The sequence below is a fragment of the Shewanella sp. SR43-4 genome, assembly GCF_014163845.1.
In the GTDB taxonomy this organism is placed as follows: Bacteria; Pseudomonadota; Gammaproteobacteria; order Enterobacterales; family Shewanellaceae; genus Shewanella; species Shewanella vesiculosa.
On the sequence record NZ_JACJEB010000018.1, the window covers coordinates 60776 to 87760 of the forward strand.

27 protein-coding genes and 1 rRNA gene are annotated in these 26985 nt (G+C 39.9%); 12 read left to right on the forward strand and 16 right to left on the reverse strand.

The genetic code is table 11. The features are described 5' to 3' along the window. Positions 1-98 precede the first annotated feature (98 nt). From H5123_RS17495 to H5123_RS17505, 3 genes are all read left to right on the forward strand, one after another. Positions 99-455, forward strand: coding sequence for a glutathione S-transferase N-terminal domain-containing protein (locus tag H5123_RS17495; RefSeq protein ID WP_124016024.1), 357 nt, complete (start codon positions 99-101; stop codon positions 453-455). A 186-nt stretch (positions 456-641) separates the two neighbouring features. Then, positions 642-1091, forward strand: coding sequence for a hypothetical protein (locus tag H5123_RS17500; RefSeq protein ID WP_182698786.1), 450 nt, complete (start codon positions 642-644; stop codon positions 1089-1091). A gap of 216 nt (positions 1092-1307) precedes the next feature. After that, positions 1308-1508, forward strand: coding sequence for a DUF2986 domain-containing protein (locus tag H5123_RS17505; RefSeq protein ID WP_124016026.1), 201 nt, complete (start codon positions 1308-1310; stop codon positions 1506-1508). 227 nt (positions 1509-1735) lie between these two features. Here H5123_RS17505 and H5123_RS17510 read toward each other — a convergent pair whose 3' ends face one another. After that, positions 1736-3259, reverse strand: coding sequence for an MATE family efflux transporter (locus H5123_RS17510; protein WP_182698787.1), 1524 nt, complete (start codon positions 3257-3259; stop codon positions 1736-1738). 63 nt (positions 3260-3322) lie between these two features. Then, positions 3323-4153, reverse strand: a complete 831-nt coding sequence (locus H5123_RS17515; protein ID WP_124016027.1) for an ion transporter — start codon at positions 4151-4153, stop codon at positions 3323-3325. A 209-nt stretch (positions 4154-4362) separates the two neighbouring features. Here H5123_RS17515 and H5123_RS17520 point away from each other — a divergent pair, with 209 nt between their 5' ends. Beyond that, positions 4363-4845, forward strand: a complete 483-nt coding sequence (locus tag H5123_RS17520) for a murein L,D-transpeptidase family protein (protein ID WP_259395350.1) — start codon at positions 4363-4365, stop codon at positions 4843-4845. Positions 4846-4895: 50 nt separating this feature from the next. Further along, on the forward strand, positions 4896-5501 hold the full coding sequence (locus H5123_RS17525) for a VOC family protein (RefSeq protein WP_182698789.1): 606 nt from the start codon (positions 4896-4898) through the stop codon (positions 5499-5501). A gap of 490 nt (positions 5502-5991) precedes the next feature. On the opposite strand, the gene H5123_RS17530 is transcribed toward H5123_RS17525, so the two are convergent. Further along, a complete protein-coding gene (locus H5123_RS17530) occupies positions 5992-6300 on the reverse strand; it encodes a hypothetical protein (protein WP_124016030.1) in 309 nt (102 codons plus the stop codon). A 19-nt stretch (positions 6301-6319) separates the two neighbouring features. Here H5123_RS17530 and H5123_RS20875 point away from each other — a divergent pair, with 19 nt between their 5' ends. Continuing rightward, complete coding sequence (locus H5123_RS20875) at positions 6320-6403, forward strand: flagellar basal body protein (RefSeq protein WP_404948328.1); 84 nt, start codon at positions 6320-6322, stop codon at positions 6401-6403. 45 nt (positions 6404-6448) lie between these two features. Here H5123_RS20875 and H5123_RS17540 read toward each other — a convergent pair whose 3' ends face one another. Continuing rightward, positions 6449-6922 carry a hypothetical protein gene (locus H5123_RS17540; RefSeq protein ID WP_182698790.1) on the reverse strand — a complete coding sequence of 158 codons (474 nt, stop codon included), beginning with the start codon at positions 6920-6922 and terminating at the stop codon, positions 6449-6451. Between the two features lie 317 nt (positions 6923-7239). On the opposite strand from H5123_RS17540, the gene H5123_RS17545 reads away from it, so the two are divergent. Next, positions 7240-8943 (forward strand): diguanylate cyclase, encoded by a 1704-nt coding sequence (locus H5123_RS17545; RefSeq protein WP_259395693.1) that lies wholly within the window; start codon positions 7240-7242, stop codon positions 8941-8943. A 201-nt stretch (positions 8944-9144) separates the two neighbouring features. Here H5123_RS17545 and lspA read toward each other — a convergent pair whose 3' ends face one another. Next, the gene (gene lspA / locus H5123_RS17550; RefSeq protein WP_182698792.1) at positions 9145-9654 is read right to left on the reverse strand and encodes a signal peptidase II; all 510 of its coding nucleotides are present in this window, start codon (positions 9652-9654) and stop codon (positions 9145-9147) included. Positions 9655-9687: 33 nt separating this feature from the next. After that, a complete protein-coding gene (locus H5123_RS17555) occupies positions 9688-10893 on the reverse strand; it encodes a YbfB/YjiJ family MFS transporter (protein ID WP_259395694.1) in 1206 nt (401 codons plus the stop codon). A 108-nt stretch (positions 10894-11001) separates the two neighbouring features. Between H5123_RS17555 and H5123_RS17560 the strand changes: the two genes are divergently transcribed. Then, positions 11002-11835: a LysR family transcriptional regulator gene (locus tag H5123_RS17560; protein WP_182698794.1), complete on the forward strand. Its 834-nt coding sequence runs from the start codon at positions 11002-11004 to the stop codon at positions 11833-11835. Between the two features lie 285 nt (positions 11836-12120). Here the strand turns inward: H5123_RS17560 and H5123_RS17565 are convergent, their stop codons facing one another. Further along, the gene (locus tag H5123_RS17565) at positions 12121-12987 is read right to left on the reverse strand and encodes an endonuclease/exonuclease/phosphatase family protein (protein ID WP_259395695.1); all 867 of its coding nucleotides are present in this window, start codon (positions 12985-12987) and stop codon (positions 12121-12123) included. A 316-nt stretch (positions 12988-13303) separates the two neighbouring features. Between H5123_RS17565 and cls the strand changes: the two genes are divergently transcribed. After that, on the forward strand, positions 13304-14758 hold the full coding sequence (gene cls, locus H5123_RS17570) for a cardiolipin synthase (RefSeq protein WP_182698796.1): 1455 nt from the start codon (positions 13304-13306) through the stop codon (positions 14756-14758). Between the two features lie 605 nt (positions 14759-15363). Here the strand turns inward: cls and H5123_RS17575 are convergent. The 6 genes from H5123_RS17575 to htpX form a co-directional block, all read right to left on the reverse strand. After that, on the reverse strand, positions 15364-16029 hold the full coding sequence (locus H5123_RS17575) for a DUF3047 domain-containing protein (protein WP_182698797.1): 666 nt from the start codon (positions 16027-16029) through the stop codon (positions 15364-15366). Positions 16030-16141: 112 nt separating this feature from the next. Then, a complete protein-coding gene (locus H5123_RS17580; protein WP_182698798.1) occupies positions 16142-16543 on the reverse strand; it encodes a GFA family protein in 402 nt (133 codons plus the stop codon). Positions 16544-16688: 145 nt separating this feature from the next. Continuing rightward, positions 16689-17513, reverse strand: coding sequence for a M23 family metallopeptidase (locus H5123_RS17585; RefSeq protein WP_235781957.1), 825 nt, complete (start codon positions 17511-17513; stop codon positions 16689-16691). A gap of 126 nt (positions 17514-17639) precedes the next feature. Next, positions 17640-18512 carry a 6-carboxytetrahydropterin synthase gene (locus H5123_RS17590; protein ID WP_182698799.1) on the reverse strand — a complete coding sequence of 291 codons (873 nt, stop codon included), beginning with the start codon at positions 18510-18512 and terminating at the stop codon, positions 17640-17642. Positions 18513-19218: 706 nt separating this feature from the next. Then, positions 19219-21735 carry a bifunctional diguanylate cyclase/phosphodiesterase gene (locus tag H5123_RS17595; protein ID WP_124016042.1) on the reverse strand — a complete coding sequence of 839 codons (2517 nt, stop codon included), beginning with the start codon at positions 21733-21735 and terminating at the stop codon, positions 19219-19221. Between the two features lie 295 nt (positions 21736-22030). Further along, a complete protein-coding gene (gene htpX, locus H5123_RS17600) occupies positions 22031-22894 on the reverse strand; it encodes a protease HtpX (protein ID WP_124016043.1) in 864 nt (287 codons plus the stop codon). 267 nt (positions 22895-23161) lie between these two features. Here htpX and pepE point away from each other — a divergent pair, with 267 nt between their 5' ends. Beyond that, a complete protein-coding gene (gene pepE, locus H5123_RS17605) occupies positions 23162-23869 on the forward strand; it encodes a dipeptidase PepE (protein WP_182698800.1) in 708 nt (235 codons plus the stop codon). Positions 23870-24033: 164 nt separating this feature from the next. Here the strand turns inward: pepE and H5123_RS17610 are convergent, their stop codons facing one another. Next, positions 24034-24456 carry a VOC family protein gene (locus H5123_RS17610; protein WP_124016045.1) on the reverse strand — a complete coding sequence of 141 codons (423 nt, stop codon included), beginning with the start codon at positions 24454-24456 and terminating at the stop codon, positions 24034-24036. A gap of 102 nt (positions 24457-24558) precedes the next feature. Between H5123_RS17610 and soxR the strand changes: the two genes are divergently transcribed. Continuing rightward, the gene (gene soxR, locus H5123_RS17615) at positions 24559-25005 is read left to right on the forward strand and encodes a redox-sensitive transcriptional activator SoxR (protein WP_124016046.1); all 447 of its coding nucleotides are present in this window, start codon (positions 24559-24561) and stop codon (positions 25003-25005) included. Between the two features lie 162 nt (positions 25006-25167). On the opposite strand, the gene H5123_RS17620 is transcribed toward soxR, so the two are convergent. Continuing rightward, positions 25168-25614 carry an Hsp20 family protein gene (locus H5123_RS17620; RefSeq protein ID WP_124016047.1) on the reverse strand — a complete coding sequence of 149 codons (447 nt, stop codon included), beginning with the start codon at positions 25612-25614 and terminating at the stop codon, positions 25168-25170. 547 nt (positions 25615-26161) lie between these two features. On the opposite strand from H5123_RS17620, the gene H5123_RS17625 reads away from it, so the two are divergent. After that, positions 26162-26392, forward strand: a complete 231-nt coding sequence (locus tag H5123_RS17625; protein ID WP_182698801.1) for a hypothetical protein — start codon at positions 26162-26164, stop codon at positions 26390-26392. A gap of 497 nt (positions 26393-26889) precedes the next feature. On the opposite strand, the gene rrf is transcribed toward H5123_RS17625, so the two are convergent. After that, positions 26890-26985 (reverse strand): 5S ribosomal RNA (gene rrf / locus H5123_RS17630); the annotation flags it as partial.

Sequence of the window (26985 nt, forward strand, 5' to 3'; positions counted from 1 at the left end):
GCTATCGACATCGGGTAGACTGCGCATACATTGCAAACGAGTCATAACAAGCGTTTGCAATCATGTCATATTATTAATAGCTAAGATTGAGGTTATCTATGTTTATCGTTCGCTGGATTTTAGGTCGAATTATTTTGTTGTTAAATTTTGTGTTTGCCCCTAAAAAGCGCCAACGTCCGCAAGAGCAACAAGCGACTGTCGATCAACAGACTCAATCACTGGCTTTGTATCAATACGCAGCCTGCCCTTTTTGCGTCAAAGTGCGTCGTGAAATGCGTCGTCAAAACCTAAGCATTAATTTAGTTGATGCTAAACAAGAGCAACACAAAAGCGTGTTAACTAGCCAAGGCGGCAAACTACAAGTGCCTTGTTTACGTATTGAGCAAGACGGTAAAACCCAATGGTTATATGAGTCTAAAGCCATTACGAGTTACCTTAACGAACGTTTCGCTTAAAGCGTTATCCGCTTAAATTAGCGACAACCTAGCGAATATGTAGCCACAGTGCATCACAACACTGTGGCGAATAAACGTCTGCGGATCTCTTTGCTACTCATGTTATTGGGCTATTAATCAATGGTGAATATGAGATTGGCAGCGTTTATGCCAAAATTTTTTAACCAAGAATTAATGAGGTTATGTGTGTCAAAATTCGGCTTAACCGTCTGCAGTATCATACTGCTAAGCGCGTGTAGCGCGAGCGAACCAGATCCAATGGATTTTGTTGGCCAATTTCGCGATGCATTTAGCACGGAAATTAAAGGCAACGGGATTAAGTTATTTGTCTACAAGGCAAAGTTGGCTACCGCGCTTGATCGCAGTATACCCAGTGATCCGCCGCAAGACAGAATAATACGTCGCAGTACACAAGATGCACAAAGCTATCTCATTGAGCAACGTAATGCTGAAAACCGTCTCGAACTATGGAACCAACAAATCGATATTGGTGTCAGAAAAACCATCGAAATGAACGGTTATTGTCAGGCTGGCTTTATTGAATTAAGTCGTTATGTTGAAGCCGAACGCGGTGAAATTCGTGGCGAATGTAACGATGGCGCTACTGCTGAAGATATCAAAAAATTCGCTAATTAATCGTTAATCCGGTGATGTTTTTAGTCTACTGAAAGTACTAATAATGCGACAGTTAGATAAAACACTATATCCAGCTAAGCAATTAAGTTAAAATTAGCCTCCAAATTTTCTCGTGATGGTGCCGTTGGCTCCAAGACCAGTGTCATCACGCTTTGATATGCTATTTATTGTCTACAAAGATATAAATAGTTTATCGTTTATAAAGTAAGAAATCAGATGAACAGAAAGCAAGAGATGATCAAAAAGTTGGCAAAACGAGCTAAGGCTCGTCAGAACAAAGTCGTGCCAGCGAATCCAAGTAATAAGCCAGTTGAGCGTTATATTTCTAAAGCTGAACGCGAAAAAATTGCGTTAGCTGAAGCGGCAGAACAAATTGCTGCCACAGAGACAAGTAACCCGGAAACTGACAAAGACTAACAACTATTAAGCTGTTAGTAACAAAAAGCCCCTATCTTGGTCAATCCAAAATAGGGGCTTTTTATTAGCTGTTCAATATAGACTCAATAGGGATTAAACCGTTATTGGAATAACCTGATGCCATTATTTGCTTGTGTCTGTAGGCCTCGTGTCAGTATTAACGTTATTTGCACAAGTTTTATCGTCAATGGTTTGATCTTTAATCGATGATGCTGGAATAGATTGACCTACAAACTGGTGTTAACGTCGTCCTTATCGGTATTCGCTTTATCGACGGGAGTCTGCTTGGCGAACTGTTTACACAAGGGCTCTTCATCCAATTGCGCCATCTGAGTACGCCCTGACATAGGTAACGGTGCCGCGACCATATCAATGTTAATCACATCGTTTTCTAACAATTGTTGATTGGCTGCTGCGGACACTAAGCCTTGACGACTAATTTTATCCACTAATCGATATGCGCAAAAAATACCAATCACACCAAAGATAATTGATCCAATCACCTGGCCAATGAGCACCCCAAATACCCCGCCCCACTGCGCGCCAAAATACACAAAGGGGATAGTGCCAATGGTGGCTTTACCGACGTTAAAAAAGGTTGAATATTTGGCTTTACCTAAATTATTAAATGACGCATTGGCAATAAATAAGATACCCGAAAAGATAAAGAACACCGCGATATATTGGCAGAAAAACAAAATCAACTCGGCAGCATCACCTTCCATATCAAAACTACTGACAATCACATTACGCAATAAATACAGCCCTAGCGACATCACTAATACGTAAGCCACACAAAACTGAATCGCGTTGGTCAAACTTAATCTCACACGCTCTATTTCATTGGCGCCAAAGTTTTGTCCCACAATAGGCCCAACGGCGCCAGACAGAGCAAAAATCATCCCAAACGTTACAGGGATCAAGCGGCCTAATACCGCCCAACCGGCCACATAACTGTCACCAAAGTCGGCTATGGCACGCGTAACTACGGCATTACCAATTGGGGTGGCCACATTGGTGAGCATTGCTGGGGCGGCAATGGCAAATATTACCCTGAGATCTTGTTTAAACTCGTCAAATGAGAATCGACCTAACAACTTATGTTTTATCACCACACCGCGCGCGGAGATAATGAATACTGCGATACGAGCAAGAACTGACGCGGCCGCTGCACCTTCGATGCCCATTGATAAAGAAAAAATAAAGATAGGATCCAACACCGCATTAACACCGCCACCAGCGAGTGTTGACATCATCGACAATTTTGCATCACCCACGGCACGTAAAGCGCCACCCAATGCCATGGCTAAACAAATAAACGGTAATGATGGCAGTAGAATATACAAATAGCTTTGGGCTAGCTCTGCAGTACGCCCTGTTGCACCGATTAATGCGAGCAGCTCTGGAACAAACGTAATCACCACTGCAGCCACCAACACACTGGTCACTAATGTGACTATGGCACTGTTTAAGAACAATCTTTTCGCTAACTTAATATTCTTAGCACCCACAGCTTTTGACACTAAGGCACCAAGGGCAATGGATAAGCCGATACCAATAGAAGTGGTAAAAAATGAAATGGTGCTGGCATAACCTGCCGCAGCGGCAAGCTCAACTTCGCCGAGCAAGCTTAAGAAGAAAATGTCGAGTAAATCGACAACAAATAACGCCGAAATACCGACCGCAGCGGTCGAACTCATCACTAAGATGTGGCGTAAAATGGGGCCTTCGACAAATTTAGCTGTGGTCATTGGTATCCTTGAAATGAAATCACCCTGCGCAAGATTGTCACTGGATGATGAATAAAGGTGAAACTACAGCTTTTCTAACTCGCTGCCACAATGATTACAGTACTCGGCATCATTATCGTGGCCTTTTTTACCGCAATTATTACATTTACGTAAATCACGGGTTCTGACCATTTCATTTGAGATCTCAGCGGTTAAAATGCCGGTTGGAATGGCAATAATCGAATAACCAATAAGCATGGTTAGCGCAGCAATCCCCTGACCTAACGTAGTTTGCGGCGTAATATCACCATAACCCACAGTGGTAATCGTTACGATTGTCCAATACATTGATTTAGGTATGGAAGTAAAGCCATTCACTGGGCCTTCAACAACATACATAATCACACTCAGTACCATAATGATCAGGCTGACCGAAAAGAAAAACAGAAACACTTTACGGCTCGACAGTATCATGGCTTTGAGCAATATATTACCGTCACTTAAATAGCGCAGTAGCTTTAATACTCTGAATACACGGAATAGCCTTAACACTCTTATTGCTAATGCTAAATTTGCACCAGGGAATATCAAACCTAAATAACTGGGCAAAATAGACACTAAATCGACTACACCGAAGAAACTTCGGGCATAGTGTAACCGATTCAATGAACAATATAATCTTAATATGTACTCAACGGTAAAGATTACCGTAAAGGTCCATTCTCCAATACGAATATAATCACCATATTGCGCATGAATAGTCCCTATGGTGTCGATAAAAATCAGTGTCACACTCAGTACAATGCAAATCATCAGTGCAATATCGAAGCGTTTACCTGCTGGCGTTTCAGTACCAAATATCACGCTTCTGAGTGTTTGTTTTAGTGGGCTGTCGGCTTTTTCTTCGGTATTCATTTTAGGTTTCGCTGTATTAGGTTATATCTATCAAAAAACTTGCAAAAACTTGCAAATAACTCGGTCAACTAATATCAATTAACCCTTGATGTCGTTAAAATCTAACATTGACCGCCGAGATTTAACATTCACAATCGGTCATTTTACAATAAAAAATAAAAAGGTCATTGGTTTACGGAGATTTCATGCGCACGCTGTCTATATTATTCATGGTTATATTTTGTTGCCCTTTGTTGGCGAATGCATCATCAGCTCAATCTTTAAAGGCCAAAGTCGATTTAGTTGTCGTTAATAAATCTGAATCCCGCATGTCTGTTATGCGTGACGGAAAAGTGATTAAAAGTTATCTGATTGCTATGGGTGACGTGCCCAGTGGTCATAAACTTAAAGAAGGTGATCAGCGTACTCCACAAGGTCGTTACACCTTAGATTATAAAAAATCGGATAGTGCATTTTATAAATCGATTCATATTTCATATCCTAATGAAGAAGACAAATTGCGTGCTGACGCATTAGGCATAAGAGCCGGTGGTATGATCATGATCCACGGTGAAAACCCTCGCTCATCGTTACCGCCAGAAGAAGCACAAAAGTACAACTGGACCAACGGTTGTATAGCTGTCACCAACAAAGAAATGGATGAACTTTGGCAAATGATTGATGCTGGTACGCCAATTGAGATATGGCCATAAGCTGATCTACTATCAACCATACCATTTTGCTTTGTTTTTTGGGTTATTAAATGAATTACCAATACTTACAACATACTTGGCCAGATTTTAGTCAACGCATTATTGCATTCATACATCAGTTAGGTTTAGAAGGTTTATCCCTTCATTGTGATCACGCAGCTCTTCGAGTGAATAACAGCCAAACGGCGCAGTTACTGGCAGATGAATTTAGTCAGTATGGAGACATTATCTCTAATAACATGATTAACGGTCGGCCGATTTTAATCATTAAATTAGCTGAGCCATTAGTTATGGGGGCAATGAACATTCAGTGTGTTGAACTGCCCTTTCCTTCAGGCAAAGTTTATCCCGTTGAAGGTTGGGAACATATCGAATTAGTGTTTCCATCACAAGCGAAAACCAGTGAAGCATTCGTGGCAGAACTCATGGAACATGCCCCACAATTAGCTGAGATTATTGTCGCTGATAGTGCCAATACCGGTAAAAGTACCCATACAGGTAAAAGTGAACATAACATTAAGGTAAAGCTAAGTTCACCTAAAGGTGATAACGAACGCTTAGCAAATCCAACCATCGCATTTAAAGCCAATGGTATTTGCGTTAAAGTGCATCCGCACGATATTCAAACTATACTAGCCAGTGAATCGGCAAGCTAATCTCTTTACTGGTAATGGTTTATCTTAACCCTATTAGCACTAACTAGTAGCGGCTAACTTTCTCAGTAAAATTTCGCTCAAGCGAACTCCCAACAGGGGTATCAGATGTGATACCTAGCCAGTTGAAGTAACTAGCTGACACCAAAGTTATCCTATAAAAAGAAGCGAGACCATTATTGCTTAGTCACAGGAAATAACGACATAGCATAAGCACTGTCGTGAACAAAGTTGCCCAAAACTGTGGCAAAATGCACCTTTAAAGCTCATCCCGCCACAACAATAAACCGAAATATCACACCATGACTAAGTTTTTAGTTTAGTGCTGGCGCTTTATGCTCAATTAGCCATAAGCAAAACACACTATGGCGATTAGACTAAACCTTCAACCGTTGATATCTCAACCTAGCTGGATCACAAAACTGTTAAGTTTGCTTGGAAATGTGTGACGATCGATATGCTCGTCACTTCGCCATATCAAATACATAGAATATTACAGTTTATCAAATGCCCTTTTATCAAGCAGTTTGATAAGGAGATCGATACGCTTATGGGCTAAATAATCCTCGCAACGATTAAAGCAAACTGTCACAAGCAATAGTAAGAACCATACAAAGTTCTGTTCTGCTAATAAATCAAATTCTGCAATATAGACAATCGCGGCAATGGTCGCGCCAAAAATTCCCCATTGGATAAGCCAGCTATACGATTTAGGCCTCAATGTATCTAAATTAGCGCGTAATAGGTTAATTCTTTCAATTTCATTTGATTCAGCAATATTATCTATTGGAGTTTGATTCATTTTTTTACAGTTCCATTGTATAAGCGCGCTTAATTATCAAGCAATTTTGATTGATGTCATTGCTAGTAACATCAATAATCTACAGGCAATACGTCTAATATGATTGCGATGTCATTATTACTAATACTCTTCACCTTACATTAAATGACTATATATTTCGTACAACATAGCTGGGTATATCAATTTTAGCCCCACCTTCACTGAAGTTGGCATCTAAGGCATAAGCCATTTTCTCTAAAGGGGATTCGTGATAGCCAAAGGTTTGAATTTCATCCATGTAACGAAGTATAAAATCTTGAGCGCCTAAATGTGCCCATTGAGCCACATGGACTAACTCATGAAAGTGTAAGCGCAAACTCGAAACATTATGGCGAAGTACGTAATAGGTATCCTTATAGGTAATGCCACCAGCTTGCATATCCATAAAGCTACCGAACCCCATTTGGCGAAGCTCAGGGAAGTCAGGTTTTGGGATCTCGTCTACCACAACGAAATAAGCTTGTTCAAGAAACGCTAAAGGATAAAAACCTTCAAACTCACTGAAAAATTTAGCACAGCAAATTCGTTGTTGTTTATATTCGACATTGATTTGATCAATCCATTTCTCAATTTTATGAAGCATCTTTATATCCCTATTTCATGCACCATTTAAATGGCAATCTTGCTGATTTTGAATAAATGAATATCTTTTTCGACTACTCCAAGCAAGCGTAATAACAAAAATATCGACGCCATTATACACATCAGCATCACACATTTTTGCAAAGATGCTTGAGTGATGAAATATTACTCAATATGCTATTCAGCGTCATATTCTTAGCAATAACATGATTAACTGCTGTCATCCTTTAGTTAGACAAAAGATATGTGAGCGACTAATCTATTATTACCTTACCTTTGCGAGTATTTACTATACGTTTTCTACTGTTGTTTTTATGCTTGTATAGTCTTGGTGCTATTAGCAAACCTATTGAATTAACGAATGTTCCTAGTGAACTATTCATTAATAAACACTTAACGATTCTACAAGACCGTAGTGCGGATTTGTCGTTTCAGAATGCCTTTAAACAATATAAACAAGGTAAGTTCACGCTAAATACCGATGAAAGAGCCAGTTTTGGGTTTATTCATGATGCGCTTTGGGCATCTGTGTTAATCAATAATTCATCGGATAAAGAGATAAAAAAAGTGCTTTACCTCGATACGGCTTGGCTAGACCATGCTGATTTTTATTTTATGCGTCAAGGTAAGGTTGTAGATAAAGCGTTTATTGGTGACACACTACCGTTTAATGCACGAGAACATAAAACCCGTATGCTGTCACAGCAATATACGTTTAAGCCAGGCACCACTCAGGTGTTTATGCGCTTTGAATCACAAGACCCTCTGCTGATTCCATTGTACTTAACAACTCACGACGTCATACAAGATAACCTAATTATCTCAAGTTATTTTTATGGCTTTATATATGGTGCATTTTTTATACTTTTCGTTTATAACATTACGCTTTTTATCAGTTTAAAAGATAGCAGCTATGTATTCTACTCTTTGTATTTATTGTCATTTTTTTGTTTAAATATTGCTTATACTGGCCATGGCTTTAAATTTATTTGGCCCAATAGCTTATTGTTACAACAATGGTTAATGATATTGTTTTTATATTGTTACATCACTTTTAGTATCGCCTTTTGTTTTGAATTCCTTAAACTAAAAGTGTTTGCGCCTAAAATATATCAAATAAGAAAGTGGGTATATACTGGCCTAATGCTGTTAATCACCAGTCTATTTCTCAATGCAGACCAATTACTCGCCGTTAATATAGGTGTCGCCCTGACGTCGCTATTAGTGGTTATTTTTTTATCTTTGGGTTTTTTAGTCTTAAAAAATGGTCACGATACGGTTAAGTTTTTTATTCCTGCTGTGTTTCTCGGCGCTGGAGGTGCGGCGACCTCTGCAGCAACTACTTGGGGCTTTATTCCCTATAGCACACTGATATTTCACAGTATTGAAATAGGTATGTTAATTGAAATGTCAATTTTAGCTTTAGCATTGGCCTTTAATTTAAAGAAGGTAGATAAAGCTCGTATTACTGCTGAAGTCAGCGCGCAATTAGATCACTTAACTGAATTATATAATCGTCGTGCTTTTACTGTAGCCGTTAGCCCGTTATGGAATTTAGGTATAAGAGATCAACAAGCCTTTTCAATAATCCTGTTGGATATCGATTGGTTTAAAACAATAAATGATGATTATGGTCATGCAGCTGGAGATGATGTACTTAAAAGTATTGCTCAAACATTGCAACAACACATCAGAAAAAGTGATATTTTAGCGCGTTGGGGAGGTGAAGAGTTTATCATTTTCTTACCTAACACTACTCAATCAGATGCCATTAATCTCGCGGATCTCATTCGCAAAAACATACAAAAAATGACAGTGTTACATGACACTGGCCCGCTATCAGTAACTGCCAGCTTTGGTGTCGCGGTTTACAATGAACAAATGACTGAATTAGAGGACCTAATCAAACTTGCCGATGTTGCTTTGTATAAAGCCAAAAACAGTGGCCGTAATGTTGTTTGTCACATGCCACAAAACCAAACCATTAAAAACCAAGAAGTTAATAAAATGACGCCTATTTAGCTGGCTAAATGACATCTGCCTCTGCGTGAGTGAATCTTAAGACTAACCAATCCAATTGCCTTATACACTCATTAGTGGGTCTTTTAGTTCAACAGCTTGGTTGAGTGCCTTGATAGCCTTTAATTAACGCTTAATAAGCGTCCTTGAAAATAGCCAAGTAACATGCAGGCAAGGCCTAGCGCAATACTTAGCTATGCAAGATCATTTGCTAGTCGTTAATAGCGCCGGGCTGTCTTTTTTGCCTTGAACAATAATAATCATAAATACACCTATCATAATGGCAATATCTGCGACATTAAAAACTCCCGTTCTTAGACTGCCAACGCCAATATTGAGAAAATCAATCACAGCACCATGATTAAACACGCGGTCATGGAAATTACTAATACCACCTGAAAAAATAAGTGATAGTGCAAGTAAAGATGGCAGATTCAGCTGGGTATTTAATAACAAATAATACAATAAACCTAATAAAAATATCCCTACCAATACCACAAAAAGCCAAAACCGAGCTTGCTCCGACATGCTATTACCCAAACCAAGAAATGCGCCAATATTTTCAACGAAACCGACTCTAAGGATGTCATTAAAGTAACTGACCATTGCATTTTTTGTCAGGTATTCTGATGCTAGCAACTTAGTCGCTTGATCAATGCCGACACAGGCAAAGCTCACTGAAAAAATTGTTAACAGTCTTTTCCGAACGTCCATGTTTACTCCCAAATATTGATGACTATAGGCTAATTAACCGATAAGAAACCGAGTTTGTGTATCGATGTCTTTCTTTTCCGAAGTATTTATTTCAATCCTGAATAATCCAAACAAGAACAGCGTGCCTATCATCACTATCGCAGCAGAGACATATAGCCCAATATCATAACTGCCAAAAGTTTCAGTAAGATATCCGGTACATACAGGCGCAAGAATTTGGGCCGCGCCATAGGCCAAGGTCATAGTCCCCATAAACTTAGCCGGGTTACTAGGATAAAACTTACCCGCCATTGTTAATACCATGCTAACGCATGCGATAAAAGTCCCGCCGAACATTAATGCACTTAAGATCACCACAGGTAAGCTGTCATTTATAGCTGGAAGAATAATCCCTATGGCCTGAAGAATATACGCAATGATTAACGCTTTAATATAACCTGTTCTTCGCGCAATTCGATCCCAAATAAGTGCTGCTGGAGTTGCTGCTAATCCAACTAATAAAAAGGCCAATCCCCCTTGCCCTTGTAAGCCTTCAACCCTCTCGACAATATCAACAATAAAAGTAGAGCTAACAGCATAACCATAACCTGCACAAAAATAAGCCAACATCATCAGAGATTTAAACACCTTGCTTGGAGGAGTATCTTTAGCCGTACCCCCTACTTGACCATCAATGAAAGGGTGTGGCATCCATAACCATGCTGGGATGGCAAATACTGCCGCCATAACGGCTAATGCCAACCACTGTTGCTGCCAGTCGGCTGATATTGTCAGCATGAACTCAACCAGTAATGACGTAATGATGATACTTAGCCCAGCACCTGAGAAGTGAATCCCTAATTCAGCACGGTGATGATGTTTAACTAACCATTTTAATATCAAACCAGAGGCAATAATAAAGCCACCAGAAGCGCAAACTCCGGCAATAAATCGTAATACCGCCCAAGTGACCATATCCGTCGTCATTACCATTGCTGCTGAAGTGAGCACGCTCAATATAAGATACAGCCGGTGCAAGTTGTATTTATAGTTCATGTTATGCAGGCTAGCAGCAAGCAATACTCCACTCATGTACCCCATAAAATTAGTGCTAGCGAGCCAACCGCCTCCGAGTTCAGTTAAGCCTGCACCATCCTGCATTATTGGTAATAACAGGCTGTAGGAGAATCTAGCCACACCAACAGTCACAATTAAACTACTGATACCGGCAAAATATACTCGAAATTTTGTTAACGCCATTAGCATGTTAACCACTTTGAATTATAAATAATTAACAAAGAATACGTTAACCTGCTAATCTTAAAAATTGAATTATTTAGAATAAATACTTCTTATTAAGAGAACTATATGGAAATTTTGACACTAAAAACCTTCAAAGCTGTAGTCGATGAAGAAGGTATTAAAGGCGCAGCGGATAAACTGCATACGGTTCAATCTAATATCACCAACCGAATTAGAAAGCTCGAAAGCGAGCTGGATACCAAACTATTTAATATTATTGGTCGTAAGTTACAGTTAACAGCGAGTGGACAACAGCTTTGCGAATATGCCGATCAAATTTTGCAGTTAGAATATCAGGCCACATCAGCCATTTTACGCAATAAAGGAAGCTATGAGTTAAGAGTTGGTATGCCAGAAACATTCGCAGCGGTTCACATGCCTCTGGCCCTCAAACAACTCAAGCTTAATCATTCTCAAATTCGCACCAAAATTTATACCGATACCAGCGACAGACTGGTGTTTTCGGTACTAAACAATAAAGTTGACTGCGCCGCGATTGGTAATGCACCTAAACATGAAAAACTGGTTGTTATCCCTATAGTGAAAGAAGAATTGATCATGGTCACGCCGCTAGACAGTGAACATGATCCGGTATTATTGGTCAGAGATGAAGGCTGTGGCTATAGAAAACACGCCCTTATTTGGCAACAAAAGGCTGGACGAGATCATGATGAGCTCATGGTGATGAGCAGTGCGGATGGTGTTTTAGGTTGTATTGCCGCGGGTTTGGGCTACACGATTATTGGCAAGAATATGGTGACAGGAAGCCGCTATGAGAAGTCACTCGTTATGACACCAGTGAGCCATGGCCCAAAGCATGTTCAGTTGTCGATTGTCTATCGTAAAGGTAGCCTATTAGAGGCTGGAATATTAACCCTTGCAAAACTGTTAACCAAATAGCGATGCTACCGCCCTAAATCAAAGGGCCTCTTAGATAACTCAAAAAATAAATGGAAAAATTAAACAATTCAACTCAATAACTTAATCAAAAAAACCAAGTCGAAACACTAAGTCAATGACACCAATCACTGCACTATTCCATGGTCCTCAACCTTATGCTCTAAAAATCTGGTAAGGACGGATTGATCTTAACTCCTGAACGATAGAACTATCACACAGCCAACTGCCCCAAAAACGGTTTGTTTTACGTACAAATAAACTTGTCGCCATTTTAAAATAACATCGTTAATTTTCGCCTAATCTAAACTGCCCTAACAAAGGATGATGATCTGATGTTTCGGTATCGATTACCCGTGCAGATTCTAAAGTCAGTCCTCGGTAATAAAGATGATCTATGGGATAGCCCATCACTGTTGTTCGAGTATCTTTAACAGGGATGACAGCCTTAAGCCCTAATGTGTTGGTTATTTGAGCTAACATAGACAATCTGGCTTGGCGCCAGGTATTTAAATCACCACCGAAAATGATTGGCCCTTTATGAGCTTGCAAAGCGGGTAGAAGTTGCTGTAACTGCTGCGCATAACTGTCTAGAGCATACTCAAAGTTAATACTGTGCAAATTGGCCACCAGCAGAGTCTCACCATTAGACAAAGGGAAATAACTTAACAGGCTCGACTTGGGGAATTGTATCAATGGTTCGGCCGTCAAATAGCCACAACTTTGACTCGCAGAAACCTCAGACAGGTTCATCACCCCAAGTGATGTCTCACCTTGACGAAATGCTTGTACCATTGCCAATTGATGATGACTTTGCTGCTGCCATTGCTCAAACTCATCTGATAACTTCACTTCTTGCAGCAACAATAACTGATTCTGGCTGGCTAACTGGCTTAACAACGTTTGCCAGCCGGAATTTTGTTGTTTATAGATATTCCAGCTCGCGACAGCCAATTGACCATCAATATCCAAAGTCGCTTCAGGAGTGGCAGTAACGCATTGAGCCGTAAATGAACCTTGTGGACTGTTAATCACCCGGGGATCTGTCGCCAAGTGAATAAACTGTGCCATAAGGCTAGCTGTCGCCATTGAAAGTATGACGACAACAATACTGCTCCATAGAATAAGCCTGAGCAGTTTATGCTTAGGTTGCAATGGGGATGCTGACTTTGAGCGAAAAATAGCGATTGCGATCTCCCTCTAATGATTTGAAATAATGTCTAAAAACTCGACAAGAGCTTGAATGACATTAACCTGCTTAACAGCAACTTAAATAACCTGAGCTTCAACAATGCTCATTTTATTGCTACTGATTTAATCAAGGCTAATATCATTAACACTGGCCCCACTATAATAAAACAAACGCTTTAATATACCCAGCTAGACAGATGGATGAGGGTAAATCAAATCTTTTAAAAAGCTGATATGATAAGTGCATGTTTTTTCTACATGATTGGTCTACTGGCTAGCTATGGTTGAGCTTTACAAAATATTAACGATAATCAGCGTATTAGCCTATTGGTTAATTATTGCCGGGATCACCGCCCGTATTGTCTATAAAAGGCGATCCGTCGGGGTTTCGTTAGCTTGGATGATGCTTATCTATGTGATCCCCATCCTAGGCGTTGTGCTTTACTTACTCGTGGGTGAGATGAACCTTGGGAAAAAGCGGGCCGTCAGGGCCAAAGAAATGTACACGCCCTATCGAAAATGGTTCAGTCGACTGTTTACAACTCATCAATTTCGTCCGCAAAATGTAAATGACTATACGATTAACATTAGCCAGTTATGCGAAAACCGCCTAGGTATTCCGACGTTGTCAAACAACCAACTAACCCTTAAATCATCACCGGAAACAATTTTAACGACCTTACTGCAAGATATCCAACAAGCGCAGACATCAATTCATTTCGAGTTCTATATTTGGTATCCAGGCGGACTGGCAGACCAGGTTGCCCAAGCACTGATTGATGCAGCAGAGCGTGGGATTGCAGTAAAAATATTGCTCGACGCCGCTGGCAGTCGAACATTTTTTAAAAGTCAGTGGCCAAAACGGATGCGTGATGGTGGCGTTATTATTGTTTCCGCGTTGTCAGTTTCTCCGATACGAATGTTCTTTCGCCGACTCGACCTGCGACTTCACCGTAAAATAGTGGTGATCGATAACCAAATCGGATATACAGGCTCCATGAACTTAGTCGACCCTAAATATTTTAACCAAAGCGCTGGCGTGGGTGAATGGGTCGATGTCATGGTAAGAATTACCGGTTCTAATGTGCCAGTACTTAATTGTATTTTTGCGTGGGATTGGGAAACTGAAACTGACCAAAGAATTTTACCCGAGCCACCAGATTATCACCCAGATGGGCATAAAAAATCTGATATGGTGCAAGTTATTCCTTCTGGGCCCGGCATGCCAGAGGACATGATCCAGCAGGTGTTGTTACTGAGTATTTATCAAGCCAAACACAGTATCACCATCACTAGCCCTTATTTTGTACCCAGTGAAAACCTACTGTTTGCATTAACCGCAGCCTCATTGCGCGGTGTGCAAGTTAACTTAATTATCCCCGATAAAAATGATTCACTGATGGTGGAATGGGCAAGCAGATCATTCTTTGGTGAATTACTCAATTCAGGGGTGAATATTCATCGTTTTTGTGGCGGTTTTTTGCATACAAAATCAGTGGTAATCGATCTGCACCACTGCTTAATCGGTACTGTTAACCTTGATATGCGCAGTTTGTGGCTCAATTTCGAAGTGACGCTTTCTGTAGAAAATTTAGAATTTACTCAATCTCTCAGTCAAGTCCAACATCAATATATGGCCAATTCAATTAAAATGGATGCGCGGGAGTGGCGCAAACGACCGTTGTTCAAACGATTAGTGGAACAATTTTTTTACTTTTTTAGTCCACTGCTATAACGGTCGATACGATAAGCTGGCGGTTGAATCAGGGCTATATCATCTGCACGAGCTATCAGTAACTGTAACTTAGTAAATGTCACTCATATCAATAATAGGCTTAGCAACTGTGACACAATAATGGACAAGATTAAAAAGGGGACTGTATGGCACAAAACCATTGGATACTTGTTCACTAGGGCCCTTGTTGGAATAAAAAAATATGGATCACAGTTAAGTAATAAGCGATAAATCGGCATCAATATTGGCTTAAACCAAGTGTGAAAATAATAACCACTCACTGCCACTATCTGTACTTCAATAAGTAATAAGAAAACATCAAGACTGACAAAATCAATAAACAAGGCCAAAGCGGCTAACTCAGGACCAAGCAGTAGAAATATGCCTAAAATAAGTATTGCGGTAATTTTCCACAGCCATTTTTCATGTTCATCAATCTTCCTTGCTAAAATAAGTTAACCCTTAACATGTAAATCAGAACGTTATACTTGTCAAAAATCGTTAAAGTGACTTAATGACTTAATGACTTAATGACTAGCAATAATGCACTGCGAACCATTGTATTTATTGAATTTATTTTATGTAAACAGCTAATTAATAAGTTTCTATTCTTCACTAAATATAATGTCTGCATAATAAGATTCAGCTTGTTTACCACTGTTATCTGTGTCTGTCATTATCGCGATGATATCGATGTATTGATAGGCTTTACGATTAGCGGTATCACTGCCTTTATCACCAAAGGTTTCAATCAAGTCTTGGTATACATTGCGCTTTTGTGGATACCATCTGCCCTTCTGCGCTTCCTGACCTCTAATAGAGAGCATTTTGACACTTGAGCCAGCAAAAGCGTTGTCCCAAACCAAGCCCTGATCTTGATTACTCGACCAAACGTAGTTTAATGATTTGGTATTCCACACCATGAAACCACCATCAATAACCACATAAATTCGAGCAACAAAGTCGTCGCCTTTTTTACTGCGCTCATTTAACTGCAGCAGTTGCTTTTCGACGAGCCAACTCCAGTTGAGGTAAGGCGTTACCATAAGATCAATTTGGCGTTCTAACACTAATCCTGACGCGGCATTATGACTAAGTGCTTTTAGTGCCAAACGCCCTTTATACTCAACGATGGAGTAAATTGATTTACCGGAAAACACTTTAGGGTGCCACTTATCTATGCCCTTTTCACTTAATGACGTCAGATTGATAGTAGCATTCACGTTCAAACACACGATGACGCTAATCAATAATATAAACCATCGCAGCATTGCGATCTCCTATCATAACACTCAGTCACATTACGTCTAAAGCTGACAAAATATTACCATTAATAACCAATGGAGATATCCATGATAATGACTGGCTAATATGGACGTAATATTAAACATTCCGATCGGCAGGATGATTGATACCATCGCCAGTGACAATGTGACCTAACTCAAATGGATTAACACCTTCTAAACACCCAATATTAAAGCCATATTCAGTTGGGTTTGAACGTCGTTGATGATGAGTGTAAATACCGCAAAGTGAGCAAAAATAATGCTTTGCAGTATGAGTATTAAATTGATAAAGCCTCAACACATCTTGACCTTTTACCACTCGAATACCATCCAGCTTAACGGAAGCAACAATCGCCCCCTTTCTACGACAAATTGAACAATCGCATCGTCTCGGATTTTCAAGACCATTGGGTAGCGTAAGTTCAAGTTCAACAGCACCACAATGACATGTCGCTTTGTGTTTCAGTTGGATCTCGATGTTGCCAACTCGCTTTATCATAACTAGCTTCCTTTATGCAGTAAGCAGAAAATAGTGAGTCGCGCAGCTGAAGCTATGGCTCAAAGAGGCATCAATAATGCTCTACAGATACCCGTAAAGCTGTTGATTATAGAGTCAAAAAGGCTCTGACTCTATACAGCAAACACTACTTAGCCGCTTTCTGAGCGGCTAACACAGTCGCCATAGACGGCACAATCGATACAGGGTCTAAGCGCATTTGGAACCAGTTTAAGCGCCAATCTAAATGTGGCCCAGTTACTCGACCTGTCGCGCCAATTTCAGCGACTTTATCGCCTTGCGCTACTTTGTCACCCACTTTTAAATACAGTTTACTTAAATGTAAAAATGTTGAGCTCACCCCATAGCCGTGATCAATAATCACAGTGCCACCAGAATAAAACATGTCGGGTTCAGCTAAGGTTATAACGCCGTCTGCAGGCGCAACCACTACAGTGCCTGTTGGGCGGGCAACATCAACCCCAAAATGTGGATTTCCGGGTACGTCATTGTATATGCGCTGACTACCATATACCCCTGAAATTCTGCCTGTTACAGGCCAAATAAAGCTTTGCATAAATGCATCTTGCTGACTAAATAAGTCTCTGGCTGCACGAGTCTGTTTAGCATCTTTAGCAGCCCTCGCTTGAGCGACGGGATCTGGTTTCATTATTTTCTGGCTTATGCCGGTGACCCGATCAATTTTGTAGTCTCTTGCGGCTATTTTTAACGGCTTAATTTCTGTTAATCCGTCTGGGTAGATCACTTTAAATACTTGGTCTTTTTTCGCGTCTCTATCAAACCCTATAGCAAACTGACCGTCTGGGGTGACTTTTACTGCTTGATCATTCAATAAAACCTTACTGCCGGCTGGCACAGCCCCGCGCACTAAAGCACCTTGTTCAAACTGGCCTTGAAAGGTCACAGCGGCAAACGAATTAGCCGTTAAGCCACAAAAGCTGACCACCAGCATTGCTGCAGTTGATATCAATTTTAAAATGGTATTTTTTAATAACATAATCGAAACGCATTCCTTGTTAATCGCGACAAAAAGATAAAAAAAAGGGCCACCTTAAGGCAGCCCATTAATAATACTTGATTAACCTCTTACCGCAATGGCCCCTTTGCCAATACCTTCGTAAGCAATCACTTTAAAATGACTTTTAGGCTCTTTACTGGCCAATGTCTTTGCCATGTATTCAGCAAGCATCTCAACAGTAGTGTCGTGAGGAATTAAGTCACAGCAATGCTTAGGCATTGCTAATTGAAAATCACCTTGAGGCGCAACATAATGAAAACCATAGTGTGTTTCGTCGCTGATTTTAGTCTGCTTAGACAATTCTAGGGTTTTTACCGACACTAAATCCTCTTCGGTGCCGAGGTAAATGTCATGCCAACGTTCTGCCCAATATTGGTCCCATTTGGGCTCTGCAATACCATTTTCAAATACCGTTACTGGGCTACGATGACCATGGGCAATCCGCTGACAGTTGCCGTCATGCTTGCGTAATCCGTGGCTGTAATGGTAAAACGGGCTATCGAGCACTTCGCTGCGTAATGTGAGGCTGATGCCTTGGACATTTTCCGGTAACACTTCACGTAAGGCTTTCTTCAAAAAGTCATTGACGCTTTCATAGTCAATCACTTCTGAAGGAATAAGCGCAAATGCTTGTGAAGGACAGGCTAAATGTATGTCACCTTTGTCACTGCTAAAATCCATCCAAACACGGTCGCCCTTCTGCTGCCAGCGCACTTCGCTACAAGCAGTAGGGATTAACAGGCGATGATCGGCTACATCATCAATGGTGTTTTTGATGATGCGTTTAACCTTGCCAAAATCGAGCACCATATTTTGCTCATCCAAGCCACCATCTAATAGCACATCGACAATCCAGCTTTCACCAACCATGCCTCGAACAGGACAAAGGTAAGAAAAATCGATTACAGTTAAATCTTTTACAAACAGTTGCATTAATGCTCCTAGGCAGAAAAACAGTCCACCTCAGTATAAATGTATTCCTAACGGCGCATGCCAGTGGAAGGTCTATCTTACGTGATCAGCATTTATCCGACTATCAACTCTTAGTCTAATATTCACGGGGGAATTACCACATGCTATTCGCAATGAGTCATAACCCGCCAATCGATTCAATGCCAGTAAAAGGTCACGTTGATACTCTAAATGATATCAACGACATTCTAAACAAAAGCCAAGCTATGAGCGAGTAAACATCGAAGATAAATGTAATAAATTAGTCTAATCGCAGTAATAGACCTGAATCGAGATAAAAGCTTGCGAGGGGAATTACGACACCCAAAGGTGGAGTATGTTTTAATGTAGTGAGCAATGAATTAATGCATTTACATAAAACATTAACTAGGATCTTTTTATCTCAGGTGATCACAGGTTGTTCGAGATAAACGGTTTATTTTATATACCAGAGCAGCGCAAATGTTGAATGATAGAGACCAAGCTTCTAACAGACTAATAAATTGCAACAAAATGACTCTATAAACACGTTTAGCTGATGCTTCAAGCAGTATTTATAATGGTGATAACACCGAAATGGCCAACAGTGATTCAACATCGGTGAACCTAGATATTTACGCTAATGCAGTACTAAAAGTCGTAATGTTAATGGCAAAGCAGCTTACACACTCTGTAAGCTGCATTTTTGTTACTTTACTTTAATTTCATTAGGTAAATTGCTGTTACGGATCGTAGGCAAAAACTCGTTAAGATCTTGTGGTAGTCGCGGTTTGCTATACAGATATCCTTGAACCAAATCACAGCCATTAAGCCGCAAAAAATCGGCTTGTTCGACGGTTTCCACCCCTTCTGCAATAATCTGTAAATTCAGGGCATGACCCAATGCAATAACCGCCTTAGCTATGGCGGTGTTATTGGTATCATGAGGAATGTCTCGCACAAACGATTGATCGATTTTTAGCTTATCAATTGGTAACTTTTTGAGATAATTCAGAGAAGAGTAACCAGTACCAAAATCGTCGATACTCAAGGCTATTCCCATAGCACCTAATAATTTCAAATCACGAATAATTGCATCAGGATCATTCATCATACAAGATTCGGTGACCTCTAATTCCAAATGTTTCGCAGGTAATCCCGTTTCTAATAAAATAGAACGTACTTTATCAACAAAATCATTCCTTTGTAGCTGTAAGCTCGCCACATTAACGGAAATACGTTCAAATGTTTTGCCTTGTGTTAACCACTCTACCCCCTGCAAACAGGCAGTTTTTAATACCCATAAACCAATATCCCAAATCAAACCAATCTTCTCGGCTAATGGAATAAATTCAGCAGGAGAAATTTGACCTAAAGCCGTATCGTGCCAGCGAATAAGGGCTTCAAAACCATTTGGTTTTAAATCGGATAGCTTAACCTTTGGTTGATACATTAAATAAAAATCTTCATTAACTAATGCTTGATGCAATGCCGTTTGCAGTTTTAATTGTTCTGCTGCTTGTTTGGTCATGGACTCGGTATAAAAAGCGTAATTATTTCGCCCATCCAATTTAGCACGGTGCATAGCGGAGTCAGCATTTCGTAGTAAGCTGTCATGGTCATCGCCATCACTGGGGTAGATAGCAACGCCCATACTGGCAGTTAACCTTACAGATTGAGAATTATCCAATATAAACGGACGCTCAAACACGCTGCGAATGCGATCAATTGATGAGGTGACAGAATCTGTCCCCATAATACTAGGCAGCATGATGACAAATTCATCGCCACTTAGACGGGCTAACACATCAAAATCAGATAAGGCGTAAGATAAACGTTTAGCTAACTCAACTAAAATTTCGTCGCCAATAACATGACCTAAACTGTCATTAATGTGCTTAAAAAAGTCGATATCTAAAAACACAATCGCCAGCTGCTTTTTGGCCCGATGAGAGTGATTAACCTCTTGCTCAAGCAATGACATAAATTGCATTCTGTTTGGGAGCTGTGTCAGCGGATCAAAATAGGCTAAATTTTTTAATTTTTCTTCATTTTGTTTTTGAGCAGAAATATCGGCAAATACTGCCACATAATACTGAATGATATTTTGTTTATCTAAAACGGCACTAATAGTGATCTTTTGTGGAAATATCGCCCCATGTTTGCGACGATTCCAAATTTCACCATGCCATTTACCTTGAACAAGTAACGTATTCCACAAACGCTCAAAGAAGCTTTTTGGATGACGACCGGAATTAAGTAATCTCGGATTTTTACCTAATACCTCTTCACGACTGTAACCCGTTATATCAGTAAAGGCTTGGTTAACTTCAGTAATATTTCCATCACTGTTGGTTATCACTACACCTTCTACAGCATTTTGAAACACACTCGCGGCTAGAATAAGTTGTTCTTCAGCCTCTTTGTGCTTGGCAATATTGCGGGTCATTCCGATAACCCCGGTCAATTTGCCTTGAGCATTGCTAATTGGGGCTTTAATGGTTTCGAGCCAGACTTTATTAAAGTTGACGTCGACTTCTTCACATTCAGACACCACTACGGAAGCTCCGCTATTGATGGCTAATTTATCGCTCTCAATAAATTCATTTGCAGTGCGTTGATCAAATAAATCAAAGTCGGTCTTCCCCAGAATTTGCTCTTTTGATTTTCGCCAAGCTCTCTCAACACTTTTATTACATGAAACATATTGCCCATTGGTGTCTTTTACCCAAATATGCTCTTCAAAAGCATCAATAAAGGATTGTAAATCAACATCAAGAGACACTGGCTTGCTCGCATGAGAATCGATCGTTAATGAGCTTATATAATAGCGGATTGCATTACTTAGCATATCGGCTATGCGTATTTGCATAGCCGATAAGGCTTGATTTAATACCTCTTCAGACGGCGGCTTCTCTTGAGTGCTAAAGCTTATCACGCCAATAATAGTACCTTGGGCTGAACGAATAAGCTTGTGGTAAACACACGAATGCTGATCGAGGGTGGTGACATTATGGGTGAGGGTCGCTTTGAGATGTTGTAATACACTAGACTCATGTTGTTGCTGGGTATTTTTATCAATATTTTGACTTGTGCAAATAACATCAATACTCAGTTCAATATTGGCCTGATAAAAAATGATAGCAAGACGAAACTCGGCAGAAATATCGTTTATTTCTAGCTGCCATTCTCTTAATTGCGCTTGAGAAATAGCTTTTTTCAGCATATCAATTTCCTGAATAGTGTTGGTTGACTCATGTTCTTATAAGCATATTTGTATCCATTAAGAGTATGCTTATTGACATTATTTGCAATATTATTGCGAGATCAGATCTGAAACTATCCTATTGGGTGTGATAAAACAACAATATGTCATCGATTAGAGTGATTAATGCAATAACCCACTACAAGTAACCGATTAAAGCTCCCAATTCAATCATTCCTAATGCATAAAAAACAAAAAAGGAGCCCAAAGGCTCCCTTTCTATTTTACCGACATAAACCCGATAATTTTCTGAATATTAGCTATTTTTCAGTGCCGCAATACGTTTTTCTAATGGAGGGTGGCTCATCATTAGCTCAGCCATTGAACGTTTACCGTTAATCCCAAAAGCCGACATTTGAGCTGGCATAGCACCAGATTCAGGACCTTGGCGTAAACGCTCTAACGCAGCAATCATTTTGCCTTTACCTGCTAATCGCGCCGCCCCTTCATCGGCCTTAAACTCACGGATACGTGAGAAGTAAGCCACAATCATTGAAGCTAAAATGCCAAACAACATATCAAGCACAAATACCACAGCCATATAAGCAAACATGCCTAGGCCTTCACCTTCTTCATCATTGCTAGAAACAAAATTGTTAATAATGCCAGCAACAACACGTGCAGCAAAAATAACAAAGGTGTTCACGACGCCTTGGATTAAGGTTAAAGTCACCATATCGCCGTTTGCCACATGGCTTACTTCATGTGCAAGTACGCCTTCAATTTCATCTTGAGTCATGCCATAAAGCAAACCTGAACTCACTGCGACTAAGGCATTGTTTTTACTTGGGCCTGTAGCAAAGGCGTTCATTTCAGGTGACTGGTATATAGCAACTTCAGGCATCTTAATACCAGACTTTTCAGCTTGGCGTGCAACTGTTTCAACTAACCAACGCTCCATATTATCACGAGGATGGGTGATGACTTCGCAACCCATGGTTTTCTTGGCCATCCATTTTGAAATGGCTAAACTGATAAACGAACCACCAAAACCAAAAATGGCAGCAAATACTAACAGTCCACCCATTGTTGAGGTATTAACCCCAAGAATAGACATTACAATTGAAGCAACCAGTAATATGGCAAAGTTGGTTGCGATCAACAAAAATATACGCTTCATTTAAGCTCCTGTATGGCAAAAGTGCCGATTTTTCATTGTTACTAAAGACATAATATGTCCAAAAAATTTAAATTCAAGCTTAGTTGTATTAAAAAAAATTTATACTCTTTTATGAGCTGACAAAACAGAGACTTGAAATTCAAGCGAGCTGAGTCTAGGGAGGTTTGATTAATTGAAACTGAAAAATAACCGCCAGAAACAAACTCTGTGTCGACAATGGTTAATCTTTGTTAAACTGTCGAAAACAATGAACAAAAAGGACTTTTTATGACCATTAATGCGTTAATGCTGAGTGCTTCACGCGTCGGTGACTCTGCTTATTTAACTCATGCTGTCGAGCTTATTCGTCCATTAACCCAACCTGGGCAACAGTGGCTATTTATTCCCTATGCGGGAGTCAGTGTTAGCTACGATGAATATTTGACAAAAGTACAGACTGCACTTGAACCATTGTCAATAACCATTAATAGCATTCATCAATTTGCCGACCCAAAACAAGCAATTCAAGATGCGGCCGGAATTTTGGTTGGCGGTGGTAATACATTTCAATTACTTAACGAATTATATCGTTACGACTTAGTGCATTTAATCCGTGAACAAGTACAAAGTGGTATGCCGTACATTGGCTGGAGTGCTGGCTCAAACATTACTGGAGCCAGCATTCGTACCACCAATGATATGCCAATTGTTGAACCACCATCATTTACCGCCTTAGGTATACTGCCGTTTCAATTAAATCCGCATTACACTAATTACCAGCTGCCGGGTCATAATGGTGAAACGCGCGCGCAACGCTTGTTAGAATTTACCTTAGTTGATCCTTTAACGCCGGTTATCGGAATCCAAGAAGGCAGCGCCCTATGGCGTCAAGGTGAAACATTACGGTTAATTGGCAATGAAGTAGCTTACTTATTCCATGGTAAGCAACAAGAAGTCGAGATAGCGGCTAATAGCGATTTATCTGATTACTTATAATTGAGCTATCTGTACAGATACTTATCGATAACTTACTAAAATACACTAAACCTAAACCATTGAGCTTTATCTATAAGCTCAATGGCAGTTAATGTTGAGTGATTGGCCATTAAAAGTTACTGGCGACTGTTTGCTGATTAATACTTAGTATGAACAGTTACTAGTTACTCAGTATCATACTGATTTCGTTCACTAGGTATGTCGGTTAAGTATTCAACAAATTCGACTTCAAACCCGTTCGGGTCTATAAAGTAGCGGCTTTTATAAAAAGGGTCATGACCACCGATGATCGCCACCTCAAAACCGACCAAGGCCAATCTTGCCACTAATGCATCAATGTTATCGACTACATAGGCAAAGTGTGCCAAACCTAATGCATTACTTTTAAGATCGCGAGCTTCCCCTGTCCCCGAATCATTTAACGACAAATAATGATAATCATCACCAAAATGTAGCCATTTTCTTGGTGTACCATGCCAAATAGATTCGCCACCACCACGCACTCGCCAATGCGGAAATGCGGCTTTATAAAATACTAATGACTCGTCTAAGTCATTCACTACTAAATTTAAATGTTCTAATCGCATCTCTTATCTCCTTATTAATAATTCAACACAGCTTAATACCTCAAGTTAACTTGAGGTAAAGGATTATTTTTGCCAAAATGATAAAAAATAGTTGGAATAATAATGGAAGCAGAATTAAGTGTTGGCCAAGTTGCAAAGCGTTGTGGGATCAATGTGTCCGCTATCCACTTCTATGAACAAAAGGGCTTAATCAGTAGTTGGCGAAATCAAGGCAATCAACGTCGTTATGCACGAGACGTTATTAGGCGAATATCGCTCATTAAAGCGGCGCAGCAATTAGGGATATCACTTGATGAAATACACCTTGCTTTCGCGAGTCTACCCAGTGGAAGAACAGCGACCAAAGAAGATTGGGCTGATTTATCCAATGCTTGGAAACAATCACTAACCCAAAGGATTATTAAGATGCAAAAATTAAAAGACTTATTAGAAGGTTGTATTGGTTGTGGTTGTTTATCGATGAAAAACTGTCCACTGTATAATCCTGATGATTTGCTCGCTAAACAAGGGCCAGGACCGGTGCTATTAAACAACCAAGACACAGAATAAAGATTAGACTAATAAATTTTGAACACAAAAAAGCCTAGTGTAAAAAACTAGGCGTAAGCAATAAGCTAAAAATGGGGAGGGAGATAACACTAAAGGTTGTGAATATGGCTTAAATATTAGATTACACTTAAGCCACATATACACCAAGCTAACAATAAAGGTTTAGCCGAGCGTGTTTGTTGCTACAATATCAATTTTACGTGGTTTCATCGCTTCTGGAATTTCACGAATCAAATCGATATTGAGTAAACCGTGTTCTAAGTCCGCCCCAATCACTCGCACATGATCAGCTAGTTGGAAAGTGCGTTCAAAGCCTCGTTCAGCAATGCCTTGATGTAAATATTTTCGTTCGTCACTTTTAGCAGTCTTATTGCCTTTAACTAACAATTTTTCGCCTTCGCTCATGATATCTAATTCAGGCATAGAAAAACCTGCAACAGCCATAGTGATCCGATAACGGTTTTCACCTAAAAGCTCAATATTATAAGGAGGATAACCAGTGTTAGCATTATTGGCTGCTGCATGTTCAGCAAGTTGCGCTAAACGATCAAAACCAATCGCACTACGATAAAGAGGAGTTAAATCTGGAGAAATATTAAAATTACGCATGTTCATACCCTTGTCTAAAGCAATATGTAAAAATGACCACTGTTTATGTTAGTGGTGTTACGAGTTTACAGTCCTTTCGGCACTGTGTTAGCAAGTTTACTGAAACCTCAATCGAGCATTTCGTTAATCATTCTTGCTACATAATATATATATGGATGACTGAAAATATAACAAGTGTAGCAGGTGAAAAAATAATATTTAAGTCATAAAAATCTTAAAATAGACTATAAAATCAGTGAACTAAAAAATAACTATTTTAGATAATAATCAGTGGTATTAAGTTGATTTCACAATGATGACTTTTGTCACTGGTAATTTTGATTGAAGTCGTCACAATAATAGACAACAAAACACATCAATCTGCACTCGGGATAAGAGATGAGCATATGGTGATAAAGATCATAAATTTAGACGTTAACCACTATCAAACTAGTCATCTGTTTTACTCATAAGGCAAATTGAAGCGTTAATAGCTGCTCTATTGCAGGTTAATTTAACGAAGTTAGCAAAGTAACAGGCTATTTAATAAGACTAATAAGGACATTTTATGAACCCAGCAACAATGGCATTACTGATCCCAATTTTGGCTATTTTGGGCAGTTTTATCGTGAGCATAATGAAACTTAGAGAGCGCCAAGCTCGTGCCACAACAGACCAAGCAAGCAACAATAAAGCCCTACATGATGAAATAAGCGCCCTACGTAAACGGATTGAAGTGCTTGAGCGTGTTGTAACCCAAGACGCATACGATCTAAAACAAAAAATTAATAATGCATAAGTTGTTTTGAACACTATTAGCATCGAGTCAATTGCAGACTATTTTAAATTGCTTAGATTTAAGACTCAAAACAAAAAGGCCACCCGATTAAGGTGGCCTTGCTGTTTTATTTGGCGCCTGGAAATGACCTACTCTCGCATGGGCATATCATCCACACGGGTCAATGGTTTAGGTCCAAGAACGGCTTTAAATCTCAAATTGCAGACGTAAAAAAGCCCGCTACATAATAGCGGGCTGTTTCACGACTCTTTCAAGTCAATTAAGCGCCTAGAAATAACCGACTCTCGCATGGGCATACTGGCCACACTAATTAATTGCTTAGATGTAAGCCACAAAACAAAAAGGCCACCCGATTAAGGTGGCATTGCTGTGTTCTTTGGCACCTAGAATTGACCTACTCTCGCATGGGCATACTGGCCACACTGACTAATTGCTTAGGTTTAAGGCACAAAACAAAAAGGCCACCCTATTAAGGTGGCCTTGCTGTTTTATTAGGCGCCTGGAAATGACCTACTCTCGCATGGGGAGACCCCACACTACCATCGGCGATACTGTGTTTCACTTCTGAGTTCGGAATGGGATCAGGTGGTGCC

What these genes read in the sequence shown, in the direction of transcription:
- H5123_RS17495 (WP_124016024.1), top strand. Translation starts at nt 99, where the DNA reads ATGTTTATCGTTCGCTGGATTTTAGGTCGAATTATTTTGTTGTTAAAT.
- H5123_RS17505 (WP_124016026.1), top strand. Translation starts at nt 1,308, where the DNA reads ATGAACAGAAAGCAAGAGATGATCAAAAAGTTGGCAAAACGAGCTAAG.
- H5123_RS17510 (WP_182698787.1), bottom strand. Translation starts at nt 3,259, where the DNA reads ATGACCACAGCTAAATTTGTCGAAGGCCCCATTTTACGCCACATCTTA.
- H5123_RS17515 (WP_124016027.1), bottom strand. Translation starts at nt 4,153, where the DNA reads ATGAATACCGAAGAAAAAGCCGACAGCCCACTAAAACAAACACTCAGA.
- H5123_RS17520 (WP_259395350.1), top strand. Translation starts at nt 4,363, where the DNA reads ATGGTTATATTTTGTTGCCCTTTGTTGGCGAATGCATCATCAGCTCAA.
- H5123_RS17525 (WP_182698789.1), top strand. Translation starts at nt 4,896, where the DNA reads ATGAATTACCAATACTTACAACATACTTGGCCAGATTTTAGTCAACGC.
- H5123_RS17530 (WP_124016030.1), bottom strand. Translation starts at nt 6,300, where the DNA reads ATGAATCAAACTCCAATAGATAATATTGCTGAATCAAATGAAATTGAA.
- H5123_RS17540 (WP_182698790.1), bottom strand. Translation starts at nt 6,922, where the DNA reads ATGCTTCATAAAATTGAGAAATGGATTGATCAAATCAATGTCGAATAT.
- lspA (WP_182698792.1), bottom strand. Translation starts at nt 9,654, where the DNA reads ATGGACGTTCGGAAAAGACTGTTAACAATTTTTTCAGTGAGCTTTGCC.
- H5123_RS17555 (WP_259395694.1), bottom strand. Translation starts at nt 10,893, where the DNA reads ATGGCGTTAACAAAATTTCGAGTATATTTTGCCGGTATCAGTAGTTTA.
- H5123_RS17560 (WP_182698794.1), top strand. Translation starts at nt 11,002, where the DNA reads ATGGAAATTTTGACACTAAAAACCTTCAAAGCTGTAGTCGATGAAGAA.
- cls (WP_182698796.1), top strand. Translation starts at nt 13,304, where the DNA reads ATGGTTGAGCTTTACAAAATATTAACGATAATCAGCGTATTAGCCTAT.
- H5123_RS17575 (WP_182698797.1), bottom strand. Translation starts at nt 16,029, where the DNA reads ATGCTGCGATGGTTTATATTATTGATTAGCGTCATCGTGTGTTTGAAC.
- H5123_RS17580 (WP_182698798.1), bottom strand. Translation starts at nt 16,543, where the DNA reads ATGATAAAGCGAGTTGGCAACATCGAGATCCAACTGAAACACAAAGCG.
- H5123_RS17585 (WP_235781957.1), bottom strand. Translation starts at nt 17,513, where the DNA reads ATGCTGGTGGTCAGCTTTTGTGGCTTAACGGCTAATTCGTTTGCCGCT.
- H5123_RS17590 (WP_182698799.1), bottom strand. Translation starts at nt 18,512, where the DNA reads ATGCAACTGTTTGTAAAAGATTTAACTGTAATCGATTTTTCTTACCTT.
- H5123_RS17595 (WP_124016042.1), bottom strand. Translation starts at nt 21,735, where the DNA reads ATGCTGAAAAAAGCTATTTCTCAAGCGCAATTAAGAGAATGGCAGCTA.
- htpX (WP_124016043.1), bottom strand. Translation starts at nt 22,894, where the DNA reads ATGAAGCGTATATTTTTGTTGATCGCAACCAACTTTGCCATATTACTG.
- pepE (WP_182698800.1), top strand. Translation starts at nt 23,162, where the DNA reads ATGACCATTAATGCGTTAATGCTGAGTGCTTCACGCGTCGGTGACTCT.
- H5123_RS17610 (WP_124016045.1), bottom strand. Translation starts at nt 24,456, where the DNA reads ATGCGATTAGAACATTTAAATTTAGTAGTGAATGACTTAGACGAGTCA.
- soxR (WP_124016046.1), top strand. Translation starts at nt 24,559, where the DNA reads ATGGAAGCAGAATTAAGTGTTGGCCAAGTTGCAAAGCGTTGTGGGATC.
- H5123_RS17620 (WP_124016047.1), bottom strand. Translation starts at nt 25,614, where the DNA reads ATGCGTAATTTTAATATTTCTCCAGATTTAACTCCTCTTTATCGTAGT.
- H5123_RS17625 (WP_182698801.1), top strand. Translation starts at nt 26,162, where the DNA reads ATGAACCCAGCAACAATGGCATTACTGATCCCAATTTTGGCTATTTTG.